The following is a 16,305-nucleotide window of genomic DNA, read 5'->3' on the forward strand; positions in this document are numbered from 1 at the left end:
CGATGGCTCTTGGCCCCCGTCTGGATCTTCGGCAAAGCCAGTCCCTGGTGATGACGCCGCAATTGCAGCAAGCGATCAAGCTGCTGCAATTGTCGAACATGGAACTGGACGCCTTCATCGACCAGGAGCTCGAGCGCAATCCGCTGCTGGAGCGCGAGGATTCCGACCGCGCCGACACCCCCGACGCCCCCGAGCCCGAACAGGCGGCGCCGACCTCCGAGCCCGAGCCGATGCTGGACGGCCAGACCGCCGGTTCGGCCGAGGACTCGATGGATGTCGATTACGACAACCTCTACAACAACGACAGTGCCTCGGATCAGCCGGATTCCGAGGCCTTCGGCCAGTGGAGCGCCTCGGGCGGGCGTCACGATTTCGACGATGGCGACACCAATTTCGACCAGATGATGGCCGAGTCCATCTCGCTGCGCGACCATCTGGTCGCCCAGCTCAACATGGACATCGCCGACCCCGCCGACCGCCTGATCGGCCTGCACCTGATCGAGATGCTGGACGAGACCGGCTATCTTTCCGGCGACATCGCCGAAATCGCCGCCAAGCTGGATTGCCCGATCGAGACGGTGGAAGCGGTGCTGAAACGGGTGCAGCGTTTCGACCCCGCCGGCATCTTCGCCCGCTCGCTCAAGGAATGCCTGGCGCTGCAATTGATCGAGAAGAACCGCCTTGACCCGGCGATGGCCGCGCTGCTGGACAATTTGGAAATGCTGGCCCGGCGCGACATGGCCGGACTGATCAAGGTGTGCGGCATCGATTCCGAGGATCTGGCCGAGATGATCGGCGAGATCAAGGCGTTGGACCCCAAGCCGGCCCTGCGCTTCGACCACGCCGTCACCCACACCGTGGTCCCCGACGTGCTGATGCGCCGCACCCCCGACGGCGCCTGGCTGGTCGAACTGAATTCCGACACCTTGCCCCGCGTCCTGGTCAATTCGCGCTATTACGCCAAGGTCTCGGGCCATTCCCTGAGCCGCGAGGAAAAGACCTATCTGTCGGAACGCTATCAGTCGGCCAACTGGCTGGTGAAGTCGCTGCACCAGCGCGCCACCACCATCTTGAAGGTCGCCACCGAACTGGTCCGCCAGCAAGATGCCTTCTTCCGCCTGGGCGTGCAGCATCTGAAGCCCTTGGTGCTGCGCGACATCGCCGGCGCCATCTCGATGCACGAAAGCACCGTCAGCCGGGTGACCTCCAACAAGTACATCGCCACGCCGCGCGGTATCTACGAGCTGAAATATTTCTTCACCCAGGCCATCGGCTCGGCCGACGGCGGCGACGCCCATTCGGCCGAATCGGTGCGCCACCGCATCAAGAGCCTGATCGATGCCGAGGGTCGTGACGTGCTGTCCGACGACCGCCTGGTCGAGATCCTGAAAGGCGAAGGAATCGACATCGCCCGGCGCACGGTGGCAAAATATCGCGAAGGCATGAACATCCCGTCATCGGTGCAACGGCGGCGAGAGAAGGCGCTGGGCGGCTGATTCCGGGTCACTTGACTTTGGCCGGGCGGCGGGCCTATGGTCCGACGCGCGCGCCTTAGGGGCGGTCTCACGCAAGGGCCTGGCCGGGACCGCAAGGCAAGGGCCAGCATCGCAAGGTGAGGGTAGGTTTCCATGGACATTGCCGATCTGATTTCGCCGGCGGCCGTCATTCCCAACTTGCGCGCGACCTCGAAGAAGCAGGCGCTGCAGGATCTGGCGAAAAAGGCCGCCGAGCTGACCGGTCTGCACGAGCGGGCGGTGTTCGACGTCCTGCTGGAGCGCGAGCGCCTGGGCACCACCGGCGTCGGTAACGGCATCGCCATCCCGCACGGCAAGCTGTCCAGCCTGACCAAGCTGCACGGCCTGTTCGCCCGCCTGGAGCGCCCGATCAATTTCGACTCCATCGACGAGCAGCCGGTCGATCTGATCTTCCTGCTGCTGGCCCCGGAATCGGCCGGCGCCGACCATCTGAAGGCCCTGGCCCGGGTGTCGCGCCTGCTGCGCGACAAAGGCGTGTGCGAGAAGCTGCGCGGCACCGACAAGGCCGAAGGCCTGTACGCGCTGTTGACCGAATCGCCCGCCAGCCGCGCCGCCTGAAGGCGAAGCCGGCCTGATGCGGAGCCTTTACCACCACCCTCTCTGCCCGTTCTCGCGCAAGGTCCGCCTGGTCCTGGCCGAGAAGAAGCTGGAATTCGACGAGCATGTCGAACGGCCATGGGAATGCCGCCCCGAATTCACCGCGCTGAACCCGGCGGCCGAGGTTCCGGTGCTGGTCGAGGAAGGCGGCACCGCACTCGCCGATTCCACCGCCATCTGCGAGTATCTTGACGAAACCTTCCGCGAGCCGCCGCTTTTGCCGGCCGAGCCGATGGCCCGGGCCGAGGTGCGCCGCCTGGTCGGCTGGTTCGATGCCAAGTTCCACCACGAGGTCACCCGCGGCCTGCTGGGCGAGAAGGTCATCAAGCGCCTGTCGCAAAGCCGGGCCGAGCCGGATTCGCGCGCCATCCGCGCCGCCTTTTCCGCCATCCACGAGCATCTGGACTATATCGGCTGGCTGACCGAGCGCCATTCCTTCCTGGCCGGGTCCAGCCTGTCCATGGCCGACATCGCCGCCGCCGCGCAGCTGTCCTGCATCGATTATATCGGCGACGTGCCGTGGGACCGCCACCACGGCGCCAAGGATTGGTACGCCCGCGTCAAGTCGCGCCCGTCCTTCCGCGCCCTGCTGGCCGACCACCTGCCCGGCGTTCCGCCGCCCCGGCATTATGCCGACCTGGATTTCTAGGACCCTCGCCCTGCTGGCCGGTCTGGCGGCGACGGCGCCGGTCCGCGCCGACATCGTCACCCATCTGCCGGCACAGCCCGCCAAGGTCATCGCACTGACCTTCGATGGCTGCGAGGCCAAGGGCCAGCCGGCCTGGCTGGACGAAAAGATCGCTGCCTTCCTGGAAGCCCAGCACATCCCCGCCACCTTGTTCGTCACCGGCCTGTTCGCCAAGCGCAACGCCGACCGGCTGGGCCAGCTTTCCCGCGCCGGCCTGATCGAGATCGAGAACCATTCCTGGGACCATCCGCGCCACCTGGAACATTTGGACCCGGCCGCCATCGCCACCCAACTGGCCGACACCGACGCCGCCATCGAGAGCGTGAGCGGGCGCAAGCCCCGCTTCTTCCGTTTCCCCGGCGGCCATTACGATGCCAGGGCGCTGGCGGCGGTCGAGGGTCATGGGCTGACCACGGTCCATTGGAGCTGGGAATCGGGCGATCCGGCCCGCGACCTGACGCCCGAGCGGCTGACCGGCTGGGTGCTGTCCAAGACCCGACCCGGCGACGTGCTGATCTTCCACATCAACGGCCGGGCGCCGGCCACCGCGGCGGCGCTGCCGGCGATGGTGGCCGAGCTGAAGCGCCGCGGATTTTCCTTTGCCCGCCTGGACGAGGTGCTGAAATGACCACCATCCGACCGCTGACCGGTGCCGAGCCCGACCATTTCGCCGCCCTTCTGATCGGCCTCGATCCGTGGCGGCGGCTGGGCTACAACCCCTTGGCGCTGGCCGATTACCTGGACCGTCCCGACCCGACCCTGACCCGCATGACCGTGCCGGGCAAGGGCGTGATCGCCGTGCGCTCGCCGTGGCTTCGCGGGCCCTCCATCGAATTGCTGGCGGTGCTGCCCGACGCTCAGGGCCAAGGAATCGGCCGGGCCCTGGTCGAATGGGCGGAAACATTGGGCGGCGCCAATCTGTGGGCCTGCGTGTCGGATTTCAACAAGGCCGCCCGCGCCTTCTATGCCCGCCTGGGCTTCGTCGAGGTGGCTCCGCTGCCCGGCCTGGTCACCGCCGGCGAAACCGAGATCCTGCTCAGGCGGGCCCACCCGTGATGGCCCGACCAAAGCCCGAGCGGCGCTTGAGCCCGCCCGGGACGGGCGCGCTCTAAAAAATCAGGCTGAGCAACGCCGCCACGCCGAACGCCATCAAGGCCGCGCCCGAGATGTGGTTGAACAGCCGCATGCGTTCCGGCGTGAAGCGAGCCCGGGCGGCGATGGTCATTTCCGTCAGCACCGCCCACCACAGGGCCGAGCCGCAGCCGACGCCGGCGATCAGCACCACCGCCTGGAACGGGCCCTTCGGGCTGGCGTCGGTGCCGAAGGCGGCGAACACCCCCATCACCCCCAGGATGGTGCCGGGATTGGTCATGGTGATGGCGAAGGTCGACAGGAAATCCTTGACCAGGCCCGGCCCCTTGCCGGGCACCCCGTCCAATTCGTGGGCCGCCGCCCGCCAGGCATTGACGCCAAGGGCCAGCATGAACAGCCCACCCACCAGCTTCAATCCGTTGGTGAACTGGTCCAGGAACTGCGCCACCACCCCCAGGCCCAGCCCGACGATGCCGCCGAAGATGGTGTCGGCCAGCGCCGCGCCCAGCCCGGCCGCCCACGCCGCCGCCCGGCCGTCGCCCAGCGCCTTGCGGATGCACATCAGCCCGACCGGACCGATCGGGGCGGCAACGGCGAAGCCGATGACGATGCCGCGCAGGAAAAGGAACAGATCATCCACCGGACGGGGTCCCGGTCAGGAAAGGGGGCGGGGCCCAAGCCCGCGGAAGCGGGCGCTCAGGCAAAGGGGCTTGCAGCGGTCAATCCTATTGACCGCTGGTATTAAGCAGAATCACAAAGCCACGGCAAGGGCGGTGAATTCGTGGACCGGCGCCACCAGCAGGTCCTGCGCCGCCACCACCGCCAGTTCGCGCCGACCCAGCCGATGGGTCTCGGCCAGCACGCCGAAAAGCTGGGCCATGGCCCGGACCAGCGCCGCCGGGATGGGGGTGCCGTCCAGCAGGGCGGCCAGCAACAGGGCCGACAACAGGTCGCCGGTGCCGTGGATCGGCGGCTGGAAATCCAGCCACGGCGTCACCACCGCCCAGGCGGCGTCGGCCTCGACCGCCAGGCAGCCGACCCCGTCGCCCAGCTTCAGCCCGGTCACCACCACCAGACGCGGCCCCTTGGCCAGCAACAGCCTTGCCGCCACCACCGCCTGGGCCGGCGTGGCGGCCGGCAATCCGGTCAGGATTTCCAGCTCGAAGCGGTTGGGGGTGACGATGTCGGCCGCCGCGACCAGGGCGCGCTCGAACAATTCCACCAGCCCGGGCTGGACATAGACCTTGCCGTCATCGCCCATCACCGGGTCGCACAGATAAAGTGCGCCGTTTCGGCGAGCGCGGGCGGCCTTCAGCACCACGTCGGCGGTGCCCGGCTCACCCAGATAGCCCGACAGCACGGCGCGGCAATCATCCAGGAAGCCGCCGGCCCGCAAGCCATCGACCAACTCGGCCACATGGGCGGGCGAATGGGCCTGGCCGGTGAAGCTGCCATGGCCGGGATGGTTCGAGAACTGCACGGTATCGACGGCGATCACCTCGTGTCCCAGGCGCTGCAAGGGAAAACACGAGGCCGAATGGCCGACATGGCCGGCCGCCACCGCCGACTGGAACGAAAGAATCGTCATGCGAAACCCGGTCGTTTGATTCATTTGTTGCGCTGCAACTTGCCTATCCTAAGGCAAATTGCTAGGTTCGCCACCCACCCATTCGGAGGAAATGACCATGGCGACCGTCGCCCGCCCCCGCCGCTCTGTGCTGTACATGCCGGGTTCCAACGCCCGCGCCCTGGAAAAGGCCCGCACGCTGGCCGCCGACGGCCTGATCCTCGACCTGGAGGACGCGGTGTCGCCCGACGCCAAGGACGTCGCCCGCCAACAGGTGTGCGACGCGGTCAAGGCCGGCGGCTATGGCGGGCGCGAGCTGTTGGTGCGCGTCAACGGCCTGGCCACGCCGTGGGGCGCGGCCGACGTCGCGGCGGCGGCCACCTGCGGCGCCCACGGCATCTTGATCCCCAAGGTCGAAAGCGCCGACATGGTCCGCCAGGTCGAGGCGCTGATGGTCGCCAACGGCGCGCCCGCCGACATGGCCATCTGGTGCATGATGGAAACCCCGCGCGGCATGCTGAAGGCCGAGGAAATCGCAGGTTCGACGCCCCGCATGGGCGGCTTCGTCATGGGCACCTCGGACCTGGCCAAGGACCTGCATTGCGCCCACACGCCCCTGCGCCTGCCGATGATCACCAGCCTGGGCCTGTGCCTGCTGGCGGCCCGCGCCTGGGGCCTGGCCGCGCTGGACGGGGTCTATCTGGACCTGAACGACGATGAAGGCTTCGAGGCCCATTGCCAGCAGGGCCTGGAACTGGGCTTCGACGGCAAGACCCTGATCCACCCCAAGACCATCGAGACGGCCAACCGGGTGTTCGCGCCGTCGGATCGTGAGATCACCTGGTCCAAGACCATCATCGCCGCCCATGCCGAAGCCGCCAAGGACGGCAAGGGCGTGGTGGTGGTCGAGGGCAAGCTGATCGAGAACCTGCATGTCGAGAACGCCCGGCGCATCGTGGCGTTGTCCGACCAGATCGCCGCGCTGGAAGCCGGGCTTTCGACGTAGGAAATTCACCACAGAGGCACAGAGGCACAGAGAGGCTGTGCCGCCGGCCGGCTGAAAGCCCCCTCTGTGCCTCTGTGCCTCTGTGGTTCAATTTTTTCGAGGAATGTCATGACCAAGACCAATTCCGGCAATTTCTTCGAGGATTTCCGCATCGGCCAGGAAATCCGCCACGCCACGCCGCGCACGGTGACCGAGGGCGACATCGCCCTTTACACCGCCCTTTACGGCCCGCGCTTCGCCTTCAATTCCTCGGCCGAGTTCGCCCGCAAGATGGGCCTGCAGGCCGCGCCGCTGGACGATCTGGCCGCCTTCCACGTCGCCTTCGGCAAGACCGTGCCCGACGTTTCCCTGAATGCCGTGGCCAACCTGGGCTATGCCGGCGGCCGCTTCGGCGTGCCGGTGTTCCCCGGCGACACCATTTCCACCGCCTCCACCGTCATCGGCCTGAAGGAGAATTCCAACAAGCAGACCGGCGTGGTCTATGTGCGCTCGACCGGCACCAACCAACGGGCCGAGATGGTCGTCGATTACGTCCGCTGGGTGATGGTGCGTAAGCGCGACACCGACGCCGTGGTGCCTGAGCAAAAGGTGCCGGACCTGCCCGGCTCGGTGGCGGCGTCCGATCTGGTCATCCCGAACGGCCTGACCACCGCTGGTTATGATGTGGTCGCCGCCGGCAGCCCCTATCTGTGGGACGATTACCAGGTGGGCGAGAAGATCGACCATGTGGACGGCACCACCATCGAGGAAGCCGAGCACATGATGGCCACCCGCCTGTGGCAGAACACCGCCAAGGTCCATTTCAACCAGCACACCGAGGGCCAGGGCCGCTTCGGCCGGCGCCTGATCTATGGCGGCCACATCATCTCGATCGCGCGGGCCCTGTCGTTCAACGGCCTGGCCAACGCCTTCAAGGTTGTCGCCATCAATGGCGGCCGCCACGTCAACCCCACCTTCGCCGGCGACACCATCTATGCCTGGTCGGAAGTGCTGGAGAAGCTGGACATCCCCGGCCGCAAGGATGTCGGCGCCCTGCGGTTGCGCCTGGTCGCCCTGAAGAACCAGCCGGCCGCGGCCTTCACCCTGAAGGGCGAGGACGGCAAGGACGATCCGGCCGTGGTGCTGGATTTCGACTATACGGTGCTGATGCCGCGTCGGGGGTAGGAAGGGTAAAGGAAAAGGGATCACCACAGAGGCACAGAGAGGCCGCGCCAGAATGTGACGGCGCAGCCTGGCGCGAACCCTCTGTGCCTCTGTGTCTCTGTGGTTCGATCCCTTTGCCCATCGGTTTGACGGGCGGGCGCCTTGCCGCCATACTCGCGGGCAATCCCAACCCGGACGCCCGCCATGCTGACCGGCCTGCACATCCAGAACTATCGCCAGTTCCGCGACTTCAAGGTCGAAGGACTGAAGCGCTTCAACCTGATCGTCGGCGACAACGGCGTCGGCAAGTCGGCGCTGCTGGAGGCGGTGTGGCTGCTGGTGAATGACGGCGATGTCGAAGCTCTGCTGGATATTCTCAAGCATCGAGGCGAGCACTCCCCCGAAAAGTGGCGCTCGGCCCAATCCCGAGACTGGATGACATCCCCCCTGGCTTCGTTTGCAGGCACACTGGATGAGCAATCTGCCATCGCAGAATGCTGGCTGACGGCGCTCCAGGGCTCAGCTAACGGCTCTACACTCGATATTACCGTGGATTTTTCGCAATTTTCGGAAGGCCGGATTGCTTACAAAGCCATTCGCGATAACCACAAAATGATGGGCAGGCGGCTGCCCGCCGCCATCACCGACCGGTCCCGCGGGCGGTTCAAGGAAAGGCGCGATGGAGGGATATTCCTCCTTCCGTCAGGGCTTGCCGATGACCTCGCCATAGAACTCTGGTATGAGGTCGCACTAACCGACAAGGAAGCGGTTCTGGAGGAAATGCTTCGCCAGTTCTCTCCCGGAATTGAGCGTGTGTCTCTTGGCCGAGCTGGCGAGCCAATCGTGAAATTGAAGGATTCGCCGTCGCCCGTTCCCTTGGGACGTCTTGGAGAAGGTGCGAGCCGACTGTTTGGCCTCGGTATCGCCGCGCTCAGCGCACAAGGGGGCGTGTTCTTGGTCGATGAGATCGAATCTGGCCTTTACCGTGACCGTATGTCCGATGTCTGGCTGTTTCTAGCGCATTGGGCGCATCAGCTGGACTTCCAGGTGTTTGCAACAACTCATTCCTGGGATTGTATCGCCGGCTTCGCGGAAGCAAGCACGATGGCGAACGAGCGCGAGCTGTTTCGTTTGGAAAGAGATGTGGCGGGCATGCGGGTCGTTCGCTACGGCGAAGAATTACTGGCGACCGCTGCTCGCAATGGCATCGAGGTTCGCTGATGGCCGCCCCGCCCAGGAACGAAGCGAGACTGCTGATCGTCGAAGGGCCGGACGATCAGGGCGTCGGGGTGGCGTTTCTTAATCGGCTCGGCATCCCTGCCTTCGTCAGAGCGGAAGGCGGATACGACCTATTGCGCGAGAACATCCCCGTCCGCATTCAGGAGCCTGGCAGAGCCGTTGTCGGCATCGTCGTCGATGCCGACCAGGACCACTCGGCCCGTTGGCAGTCGCTGGCCGATGCCTGCGCCAAGGCGGGAATCGCGCTGCCACCGCAGCCCGACCCCGACGGCACCATCATCGACACCCCGGGCCGTCCGCGCATCGGCGTGTGGCTGATGCCCGACAATCGCACCACCGGCATCCTGGAAGATTTCGTCGCCTTCATGGTTCCGGCGGGCGATGCCCTCTATCCACGAGCCGAAGCCGCCGTCGTCGGCCTCGACAAATTCACGGCGTCCCTTGCCGCCAAGGCCACCATCCATACCTGGCTGGCCTGGCAGGACGAACCGGGCCGCCCGATGGGCCAGGCGGTGACCAAGCGCTTCCTCGACCCCGACTGCCCGCAGGCCACGATCTTCGCCGACTGGCTGCGCCGCCTGTTCGGCTGAGCCCACCCGCCCGGGCAGGGCACGGGTAGCCCGCCCTGCCAGAAAGTGTGGCTTCGGGTGGTTGACTCTGGCTGCGCCAAGGTCTAAACACTTGCCGCATTGCCGCAAACCGGGTTCCACCCGCACCAGGACTTTCGGGGGCATTTCGCCATGACCACGCGCAACCGGCCGCTGTCGCCGCATCTGCAGATCTATCGCCTGCCCTTGCTGGCGCTGATGTCCATCACCCATCGTATCACCGGCGTCGGCCTGGTGATCGGCCTGCTCGGACTGGCTTGGTGGCTGTGCGCCGCCGCCTCGGGCCCGGAAGGCTTCGCCGCCGCTCAAGGCATCATCGGCGGCTTCTTCGGCAAGCTGTTCCTGTTCGGCTTCACCGTCGCTTTGTTCTTCCATCTCTGCCACGGCATCCGTCACCTGATCTGGGACACCGGCCGCGGCTTCGAGCTGGACAAGGCCTATCTGTCGGCCCGGATCGCGCTGGGCGCCACCGCCATCCTGACCGTGCTGGCCTGGATCATTTAAGGGAGGAATGACCATGACCTTGCGTTCCCCCATCGGCCGCGCCCGCGGCCTTGGTTCCGCCAAGAACGGTCTGGCCCATCATTGGGGCATCATCGTCACCTCGGTCGGCCTGATCCCGCTGTCCCTGTGGTTCGTCGTCTCGGTCAAGGGCCTGGCCGGCATGGACTATGCCGCCTTCAAGGCGTGGATGGGCCAGGGCTCGCATGCCGCGCTGATGATCGTCACGCTGCTGCTGACCGTCTATCACGCGGTGCTGGGCCTCTCGATGGTCATCGAGGACTATGTCGCCTGCGAAGCCAAGAAAGTCGTCGGCCTGATCGCCACCAAGCTGATCGGGGCCATTCTCGCCGTCGGGATGACGGTGTCGATCCTCAAAGTCGCCGTCGGAGGCTAGACCCACATGGCTGCCTACAAGATCATCGACCATACCTACGACGTGGTTGTCGTCGGCGCCGGTGGCGCCGGCCTGCGCGCCACCATGGGCATGGGCATGGCGGGCTTCAAGACCGCCTGCATCACCAAGGTTTTCCCCACCCGCTCGCACACCGTCGCCGCCCAGGGCGGTATCGGCGCCAGCCTTGGCAACATGGCCGAGGATAACTGGAAGTGGCACATGTACGACACCGTCAAGGGGTCGGACTGGCTGGGCGACCAAGACGCCATCGAATATATGTGCCGCGAGGCGGTGCCGGCCGTGCACGAACTCGAGCATTTCGGCGTGCCCTTCTCGCGCACGCCCGAGGGCAAGATCTATCAGCGTCCGTTCGGCGGCCACATGTCGAATTACGGCGAGAAGCCGGTGCAGCGCGCCTGCGCCGCCGCCGACCGTACCGGCCACGCCATCCTGCACACGCTGTATTCGCAGTCCTTGAAGCATTCGTGCGAATTCTTCGTCGAATATTTCGCCCTGGACCTGATCATGGACGCGGACGGCTCGTGCCGCGGCGTGGTGGCCTGGAACCTGGACGACGGCAGCCTGCACCGCTTCCGCGCCCATAAGGTGGTGCTGGCCTCGGGCGGCTATGGCCGCGCCTTCTTCTCGTGCACCTCGGCGCACACCTGCACCGGCGACGGCCACGGCATGGTCGCCCGCGCCGGCCTGCCGCTGCAGGACATGGAATTCGTGCAGTTCCACCCGACCGGCATCTACGGTTCGGGCTGCCTGATCACCGAGGGTGCCCGCGGTGAAGGCGGCATCCTTTACAACTCGGCCGGCGAGCGCTTCATGGAGCGTTACGCCCCCACCGCCAAGGACCTGGCCAGCCGCGACGTCGTCAGCCGCGCCATGACCATGGAAATCCGCGAGGGACGGGGCGTGGGCAAGGACAAGGACCACATCTTCCTGCACCTCGACCACCTGCCGCCCGAGACCCTGGAGCTGCGGCTGCCCGGCATCTCGGAAACCGCGAAGATCTTCGCCGGCGTCGATGTCACCAAGCAGCCGATCCCGGTGCTGCCGACCGTGCACTACAACATGGGCGGCATCCCCACCAACGTCCATGGCGAGGTCCTGCGTCCGACCGCCGCCGACCCCGACGCCACCGTGCCCGGCCTGATGGCCATCGGCGAGGCGGCCTGCGTGTCGGTGCACGGCGCCAACCGCTTGGGCACCAACTCGCTCTTGGACATCGTGGTGTTCGGCCGTGCCGCCGCGCTGCGCGCCGCCGAGACCCTGAAGCCCGGGACCGCTCACAAGCCGCTGCCCAAGGATGGCGGCGATCTGGCGGTGTCGCGCTTCGATCGTCTGCGCAACGCCAACGGCTCGATGCATACCAGCGAGATCCGCAACGCCATGCAGCGCACCATGCAGATGGACGCCGCGGTGTTCCGCACCTCGAAGTCGCTGGCCGAAGGCTGCGCCAAGATGGATCAGGTCGCCTCGACCCTGCCGCAGATCAAGATCAACGACCGTTCCACCGTGTGGAACTCGGATCTGGTCGAGGCCCTGGAGCTCGAGAACCTGATGGATTGCGCGCTGGCGACCATCGTGTCGGCCGAAGCCCGCCACGAATCGCGCGGTGCCCACGCCCACGAGGATTATCCCGAGCGTGACGACGTCAACTGGCAGAAGCACTCGCTGGCATTGGTCAAGGACGGCAAGGTGAGCCTGGATTATCGTCCGGTCCACACCTACACCCTGACCGACGAAGTCGAGTACATCAAGCCGCAGAAGCGCGTGTACTAAGGCACGGGGGAAGGAGAGAAAACCATGGTCGAATTCGCCCTGCCCGCCAATTCCCGCGTTCAGCCCGGCAAGAGCCACAAGGCCCCGGCCGGCGCCAAGAACGTCAAGGTGTTCAAGATCTATCGCTATGATCCCGACTCGGGCGCCAACCCGCGGCTGGATTCCTACGAGATCGATCTGGATGCCTGCGGACCGATGGTCCTGGACGCCCTGCTGAAGATCAAGAACGAGATCGACTCGAGCCTGACCTTCCGCCGCTCGTGCCGTGAAGGCATCTGCGGTTCGTGCGCCATGAACATCGATGGCACCAACACGCTGGCCTGCCTGAAGCCCATCGAGGACATCAAGGGCGAGGCGGCGATCTATCCGCTGCCGCACATGCCGGTGGTCAAGGATCTGATCCCCGACCTGACCCTGCCTTATGCCCAGTTGGCCTCGGTCAAGCCGTGGATGCAGACCCAATCGCCGACGCCGCCCGATGGCGAGCGCCTGCAATCGCCGGAAGAGCGCGAAAAGCTCGACGGCCTGTGGGAATGCATCTTGTGCTTCTGCTGCCAGACCAGCTGCCCCAGCTATTGGTGGAACGGCGACCGCTATCTCGGCCCGGCCGTGCTGCTGCAAGCGGCCCGCTGGATTCACGATAGCCGCGACGAGATGACCGGCGAGCGTCTGGACGCGTTGGAAGACTCGTTCAAGCTTTATCGCTGCCACACCATCATGAACTGCACCCGGACCTGCCCCAAGGGCCTGAACCCGGCCAAGGCCATCGGGTCGATCAAGCAAAAGCTGCTGGAACGCAGCGTCTAACCGGTTCTTTCCGGTCTTTCTTGCAGCGCGGACGGGGCGACCCGTCCGCGTTTTTCTTTTGGGCTGGACCGACGGCGATCAGTCCTCGAAATGCTCACCCCAGCCCTTGGGCGTCAGGGTGAAGCCGTTGGTCGGATAGGCGCCCTGGACCGGTGCCGGCGCGACATTCAGCGGCGCCACCGGCCATTCCGGCTTGCCGGCGATGTCGGCGGGGCTGAGCGGCCGCGACGACGGCACCATCATGGGGACGGGGGTGGGGGCGGTTCCCTGGGGTGCGGCGACATCAGGCGACGACGCCGTCTTGGCGGACTTGTCCGCTTGCGCCTTCTTCCAGGCCAGGAAGGCCTTCTTGTTGGCGGGGTTGATCGGCAGGCCGCTCTTGTCGACGAAGCCGGGAACGAAACATTGGAAGGTCGCGATATGCGGGGCCGACATCCGGCATTGCCATTTCAGCGACTTGTAAAGGGTGGCCTGCCAGCCCAAACGACCGCATTCCTCATCGGCCAGGCCCTGGACCTCGCTCCACGGCGTGTCGTTGGCGTAGCAGACCTCGACCAGGCCGTGCTTGGCGACCTTGTCTTCGTCCTTGTCGATGCGGACCTCGATCGGTTGGTTGACGAAAACGGACTCGGCACAGCCGCCCAGCAGCAGGACCAGCGACAGCAAGCTACGGCGAATCATGACCAACCCTCGACAAACCGGCGACGCGATCCCAATTGTTTAACCCAGCGACCTGCAATCCGAAAGCGGCATCAAGTGAAGGCCCGTTGTCGGAACTCAATTCCACATATAAGATTGCCGTCCTTGGTTCGGGTGGGTAGGAGGCCAGTATGTCCGAGAACAAGAAATTTCGCCTGGTGACTCGCAGCGATTTCGACGGCCTGGTGTGCGCCGTGCTGCTGAAGCAGTTGGATATCATCGACGACATCAAATTCGTGCATCCCAAGGATATGCAGGACGGCGTCATCGATATCGGCCCCAACGACATCACCACCAACCTGCCGTATGTCGAGGGCGTCCACATCGCCTTCGACCACCATCTGTCCGAGACCATCCGCGTCGGCAAGAAGGACAATCACATCATCCACCCCGACGCACCGTCGGCGGCCCGGGTGGTCTATGATTATTACGGCGGCGCCGTGCGCTTCCCGGCGGCCTGGGACAAGATGATGGAAGAGGTCGACAAGGCCGACAGCGCCCAGTATTCGCTGGACGACATCATCTCGCCGACCGGCTGGACCGTGCTGAACTACATCATGGACGCCCGCACCGGCCTGGGCCGCTTCCGCGAGTTCCGCATCTCGAACTACCAGTTGATGATGAATCTCATCGACTATTGCCGCAACCACACCATCGACGACATCCTGGCCCTGCCCGACGTCAAGGAGCGCACCGACCTGTTCTTCGAGCACGAGGAAAAGGCCAAGGACCAGATCAAGCGCTGCTCGACCGTCTATGGCAACGTGGTGGTCCTCAACCTCAAGGACGAGGAAACCATCTGGGCCTGCAACCGCTTCATGATCTATGCGCTCTATCCGCAGTGCAACATCTCGATCCACGTGATGTGGGGCCTGAAGCAGCAGAACACCGTGTTCGCCATCGGCCATTCCATCGTCAACCGCACCTCGAAGACCAATGTCGGCGCCCTGTGCCTGACCTATGGCGGCGGCGGTCACGAAAAGGCCGGCACCTGCCAGGTCGAGAATGCCACGTGGCAGGATTCGCTGAAGGAAGTCGTCGGCAAGCTGAACGCCGACGGGTAATTGGGTTCTGCCGATGGCGCGCCCGTGCCGGGTGGCTTGATCGCCGCTCCGGCTCCGGGCGCGCCCCCACCCTTAAGCCCGGCGGCGTCTGAGCCGGCCCGGCACGGGCAGCGCCTCGCGCCAAACGTGTCTGAGCCGGCCCGGCACGGGCAGCGCCTCGCGCATAACCCGGCACGGGCGCGCCTCGCGCATGAACCACAGGCGCTTTTCCCGCGCCCCTGTTTCGTTTATGTTGCGCCGCCATGAGCAAAGGCCCTCTGTTCGTCTACCGCGAGCGGCTGAACGCCGGTGAGCTGCGCCCCGATCCGGCGCAGGAACTGGCGATCGAGAAGCTGCAAAGCCTGCACAACGCCCTGGCCCGCTATCGCCCGTCCCAGGGTGAAAGCGGCTGGCTGGCGCGATTCGGCCTGGGCGGCAAGACCACCAAGGCGATGCTGGACTGGACGCCGGGCGATGCGGTCGGCACCACGCCCCGCCACGGCCTTTACATCTTCGGCGAGGTCGGCCGCGGCAAATCGATGATGATGGACCTGTTCTACGAGGCCGCCGACATCGCCGCCAAGAAGCGGGTCCACTTCCACGAATTCATGCGCGACATCCACGCCGAGATCCATCGCTGGCGCCAGGCGGCGCACCGCAAGGAAAGCGACCCGATCCCCAAGCTGGCCCGCACCATCGCCTCGGAAGCCTGGCTCTTGTGCCTGGATGAATTGCAGGTCACCGACATCGCCGACGCCATGATCGTCGGCCGGCTGTTCCAGTGCCTGATGGATGACGGCGTGGTGGTGGTGATCACCTCGAACCGCGCGCCCAAGGACCTCTATAAGGACGGCCTGCAGCGCGAACGCTTCCTGCCCTTCATCGGCCTGATCGAGCAGCAGCTGGACCTTCTGGAACTGAATTCGGAACGCGACTACCGGCTGGGCCGCAAGCGCGGGCTGCAGGTCTATCACAGCCCGCTGAACGACGAAGCCGACATGGCCCTGGAACTGGCCTTTTCCCGCCTGACCGAGGGCGCCACCCCGATGCCGCACAGCATCGACGTCAACGGTCGCCAGGTCCGCGTGCCGCTGGCCGCCGTCGGCGTCGCCCGCTTTTCGTTCGCGCAATTATGCGCCACCGCACTGGGTCCGTCGGACTATCTGGAACTGGCGGCGCGCTACCACACCCTGGTCCTGTCCGACATCCCGCTGCTGGGTCCCGAGAACAAGGACCAGGCCCGGCGCTTCGTCACCCTGGTTGACGCCCTGTACGAGAAGAAGGTCACCCTGATCTGCTCGGCCGAGGCCCCGCCCGAGACGCTGTACCCCACCGGCATCGGCGCCTTCGAGTTCCAACGCACGGTGTCGCGCCTGATGGAGATGCAGGCGGAAGATTACGTGCTGAAGCAGCATTTGGCGTGACGCTTGCCCGTGCCGGGAATTTGGCGCGAAGCGCATGCCCGTGCCGGGCCGGCTCAAGCGCCGCCGGGCTGATTTCGCAGGCCGCGGAAAAACACCAATCAGGCACCCCGAACGCCCCTTTTCGTCATGCCCGGACTTGATCCGGGCATCCCCGCGGCGCCGTCTAGA

At 65.6% G+C, this 16,305-nt stretch carries 18 protein-coding genes; 15 read left to right on the plus strand and 3 right to left on the minus strand.

Translation table 11 applies throughout. The features are described from left to right. The first annotated feature begins 2 nt into the window (after positions 1–2). The 5 genes from rpoN (at position 3) to MTBLM5_RS17820 (ending at position 3,876) form a co-directional block, all read left to right on the plus strand. Positions 3–1,496, plus strand: a complete 1,494-nt coding sequence (gene rpoN / locus MTBLM5_RS17800) for an RNA polymerase factor sigma-54 (RefSeq protein ID WP_173977385.1) — start codon at positions 3–5, stop codon at positions 1,494–1,496. A 132-nt stretch (positions 1,497–1,628) separates the two neighbouring features. Further along, positions 1,629–2,093, plus strand: coding sequence for a PTS IIA-like nitrogen regulatory protein PtsN (gene ptsN / locus MTBLM5_RS17805; RefSeq protein WP_173977386.1), 465 nt, complete (start codon positions 1,629–1,631; stop codon positions 2,091–2,093). A gap of 16 nt (positions 2,094–2,109) precedes the next feature. Next, positions 2,110–2,781 carry a glutathione S-transferase family protein gene (locus MTBLM5_RS17810; protein WP_173977387.1) on the plus strand — a complete coding sequence of 224 codons (672 nt, stop codon included), beginning with the start codon at positions 2,110–2,112 and terminating at the stop codon, positions 2,779–2,781. Next, positions 2,762–3,448 (plus strand): polysaccharide deacetylase family protein, encoded by a 687-nt coding sequence (locus MTBLM5_RS17815; RefSeq protein ID WP_173977388.1) that lies wholly within the window; start codon positions 2,762–2,764, stop codon positions 3,446–3,448. Before MTBLM5_RS17810 ends, MTBLM5_RS17815 begins: the two co-directional genes overlap by 20 nt. Further along, the gene (locus MTBLM5_RS17820) at positions 3,445–3,876 is read left to right on the plus strand and encodes a GNAT family N-acetyltransferase (protein WP_173977389.1); all 432 of its coding nucleotides are present in this window, start codon (positions 3,445–3,447) and stop codon (positions 3,874–3,876) included. The genes MTBLM5_RS17815 and MTBLM5_RS17820 overlap by 4 nt, the downstream gene beginning before the upstream one ends. A 52-nt stretch (positions 3,877–3,928) precedes the next feature. Here the strand turns inward: MTBLM5_RS17820 and MTBLM5_RS17825 are convergent, their stop codons facing one another. Together MTBLM5_RS17825 and pdxY are read right to left on the minus strand one after the other, a co-directional pair. Then, positions 3,929–4,552, minus strand: coding sequence for a LysE family translocator (locus tag MTBLM5_RS17825; protein WP_173977390.1), 624 nt, complete (start codon positions 4,550–4,552; stop codon positions 3,929–3,931). A gap of 111 nt (positions 4,553–4,663) precedes the next feature. Further along, positions 4,664–5,500: a pyridoxal kinase PdxY gene (gene pdxY, locus MTBLM5_RS17830; protein WP_173977391.1), complete on the minus strand. Its 837-nt coding sequence runs from the start codon at positions 5,498–5,500 to the stop codon at positions 4,664–4,666. Positions 5,501–5,597: 97 nt separating this feature from the next. Here pdxY and MTBLM5_RS17835 point away from each other — a divergent pair, with 97 nt between their 5' ends. From MTBLM5_RS17835 to MTBLM5_RS17870, 8 genes are all read left to right on the plus strand, one after another. Further along, positions 5,598–6,485, plus strand: a complete 888-nt coding sequence (locus MTBLM5_RS17835) for a CoA ester lyase (RefSeq protein WP_173977392.1) — start codon at positions 5,598–5,600, stop codon at positions 6,483–6,485. 108 nt (positions 6,486–6,593) lie between these two features. After that, positions 6,594–7,649, plus strand: a complete 1,056-nt coding sequence (locus MTBLM5_RS17840) for a MaoC family dehydratase (RefSeq protein ID WP_173977393.1) — start codon at positions 6,594–6,596, stop codon at positions 7,647–7,649. Positions 7,650–7,832: 183 nt separating this feature from the next. Continuing rightward, positions 7,833–8,849, plus strand: a complete 1,017-nt coding sequence (locus tag MTBLM5_RS17845; protein WP_173977394.1) for an ATP/GTP-binding protein — start codon at positions 7,833–7,835, stop codon at positions 8,847–8,849. Continuing rightward, complete coding sequence (locus tag MTBLM5_RS17850) at positions 8,849–9,457, plus strand: DUF3226 domain-containing protein (protein WP_173977395.1); 609 nt, start codon at positions 8,849–8,851, stop codon at positions 9,455–9,457. Before MTBLM5_RS17845 ends, MTBLM5_RS17850 begins: the two co-directional genes overlap by 1 nt. Before the next feature lie 150 nt (positions 9,458–9,607). Further along, positions 9,608–9,979, plus strand: coding sequence for a succinate dehydrogenase, cytochrome b556 subunit (gene sdhC / locus MTBLM5_RS17855; RefSeq protein ID WP_173977396.1), 372 nt, complete (start codon positions 9,608–9,610; stop codon positions 9,977–9,979). Between the two features lie 13 nt (positions 9,980–9,992). Beyond that, complete coding sequence (gene sdhD, locus MTBLM5_RS17860) at positions 9,993–10,373, plus strand: succinate dehydrogenase, hydrophobic membrane anchor protein (protein WP_173977397.1); 381 nt, start codon at positions 9,993–9,995, stop codon at positions 10,371–10,373. A 6-nt stretch (positions 10,374–10,379) separates the two neighbouring features. Further along, a complete protein-coding gene (sdhA, locus tag MTBLM5_RS17865) occupies positions 10,380–12,164 on the plus strand; it encodes a succinate dehydrogenase flavoprotein subunit (RefSeq protein WP_173977398.1) in 1,785 nt (594 codons plus the stop codon). Positions 12,165–12,188: 24 nt separating this feature from the next. Beyond that, positions 12,189–12,971: a succinate dehydrogenase iron-sulfur subunit gene (locus MTBLM5_RS17870; protein WP_173977399.1), complete on the plus strand. Its 783-nt coding sequence runs from the start codon at positions 12,189–12,191 to the stop codon at positions 12,969–12,971. 78 nt (positions 12,972–13,049) lie between these two features. Here the strand turns inward: MTBLM5_RS17870 and MTBLM5_RS17875 are convergent, their stop codons facing one another. Continuing rightward, positions 13,050–13,652, minus strand: coding sequence for a hypothetical protein (locus MTBLM5_RS17875; protein ID WP_173977400.1), 603 nt, complete (start codon positions 13,650–13,652; stop codon positions 13,050–13,052). Between the two features lie 149 nt (positions 13,653–13,801). On the opposite strand from MTBLM5_RS17875, the gene MTBLM5_RS17880 reads away from it, so the two are divergent. Together MTBLM5_RS17880 and zapE are read left to right on the plus strand one after the other, a co-directional pair. Further along, positions 13,802–14,734 carry an exopolyphosphatase gene (locus MTBLM5_RS17880; RefSeq protein WP_173977401.1) on the plus strand — a complete coding sequence of 311 codons (933 nt, stop codon included), beginning with the start codon at positions 13,802–13,804 and terminating at the stop codon, positions 14,732–14,734. 242 nt (positions 14,735–14,976) lie between these two features. Continuing rightward, positions 14,977–16,137, plus strand: a complete 1,161-nt coding sequence (gene zapE, locus MTBLM5_RS17885) for a cell division protein ZapE (RefSeq protein ID WP_173977402.1) — start codon at positions 14,977–14,979, stop codon at positions 16,135–16,137. Positions 16,138–16,305: the final 168 nt, after the last annotated feature.

It is taken from the genome of Magnetospirillum sp. LM-5 (genome assembly GCF_902729445.1).
Classification (GTDB): domain Bacteria; phylum Pseudomonadota; class Alphaproteobacteria; order Rhodospirillales; family Magnetospirillaceae; genus Magnetospirillum.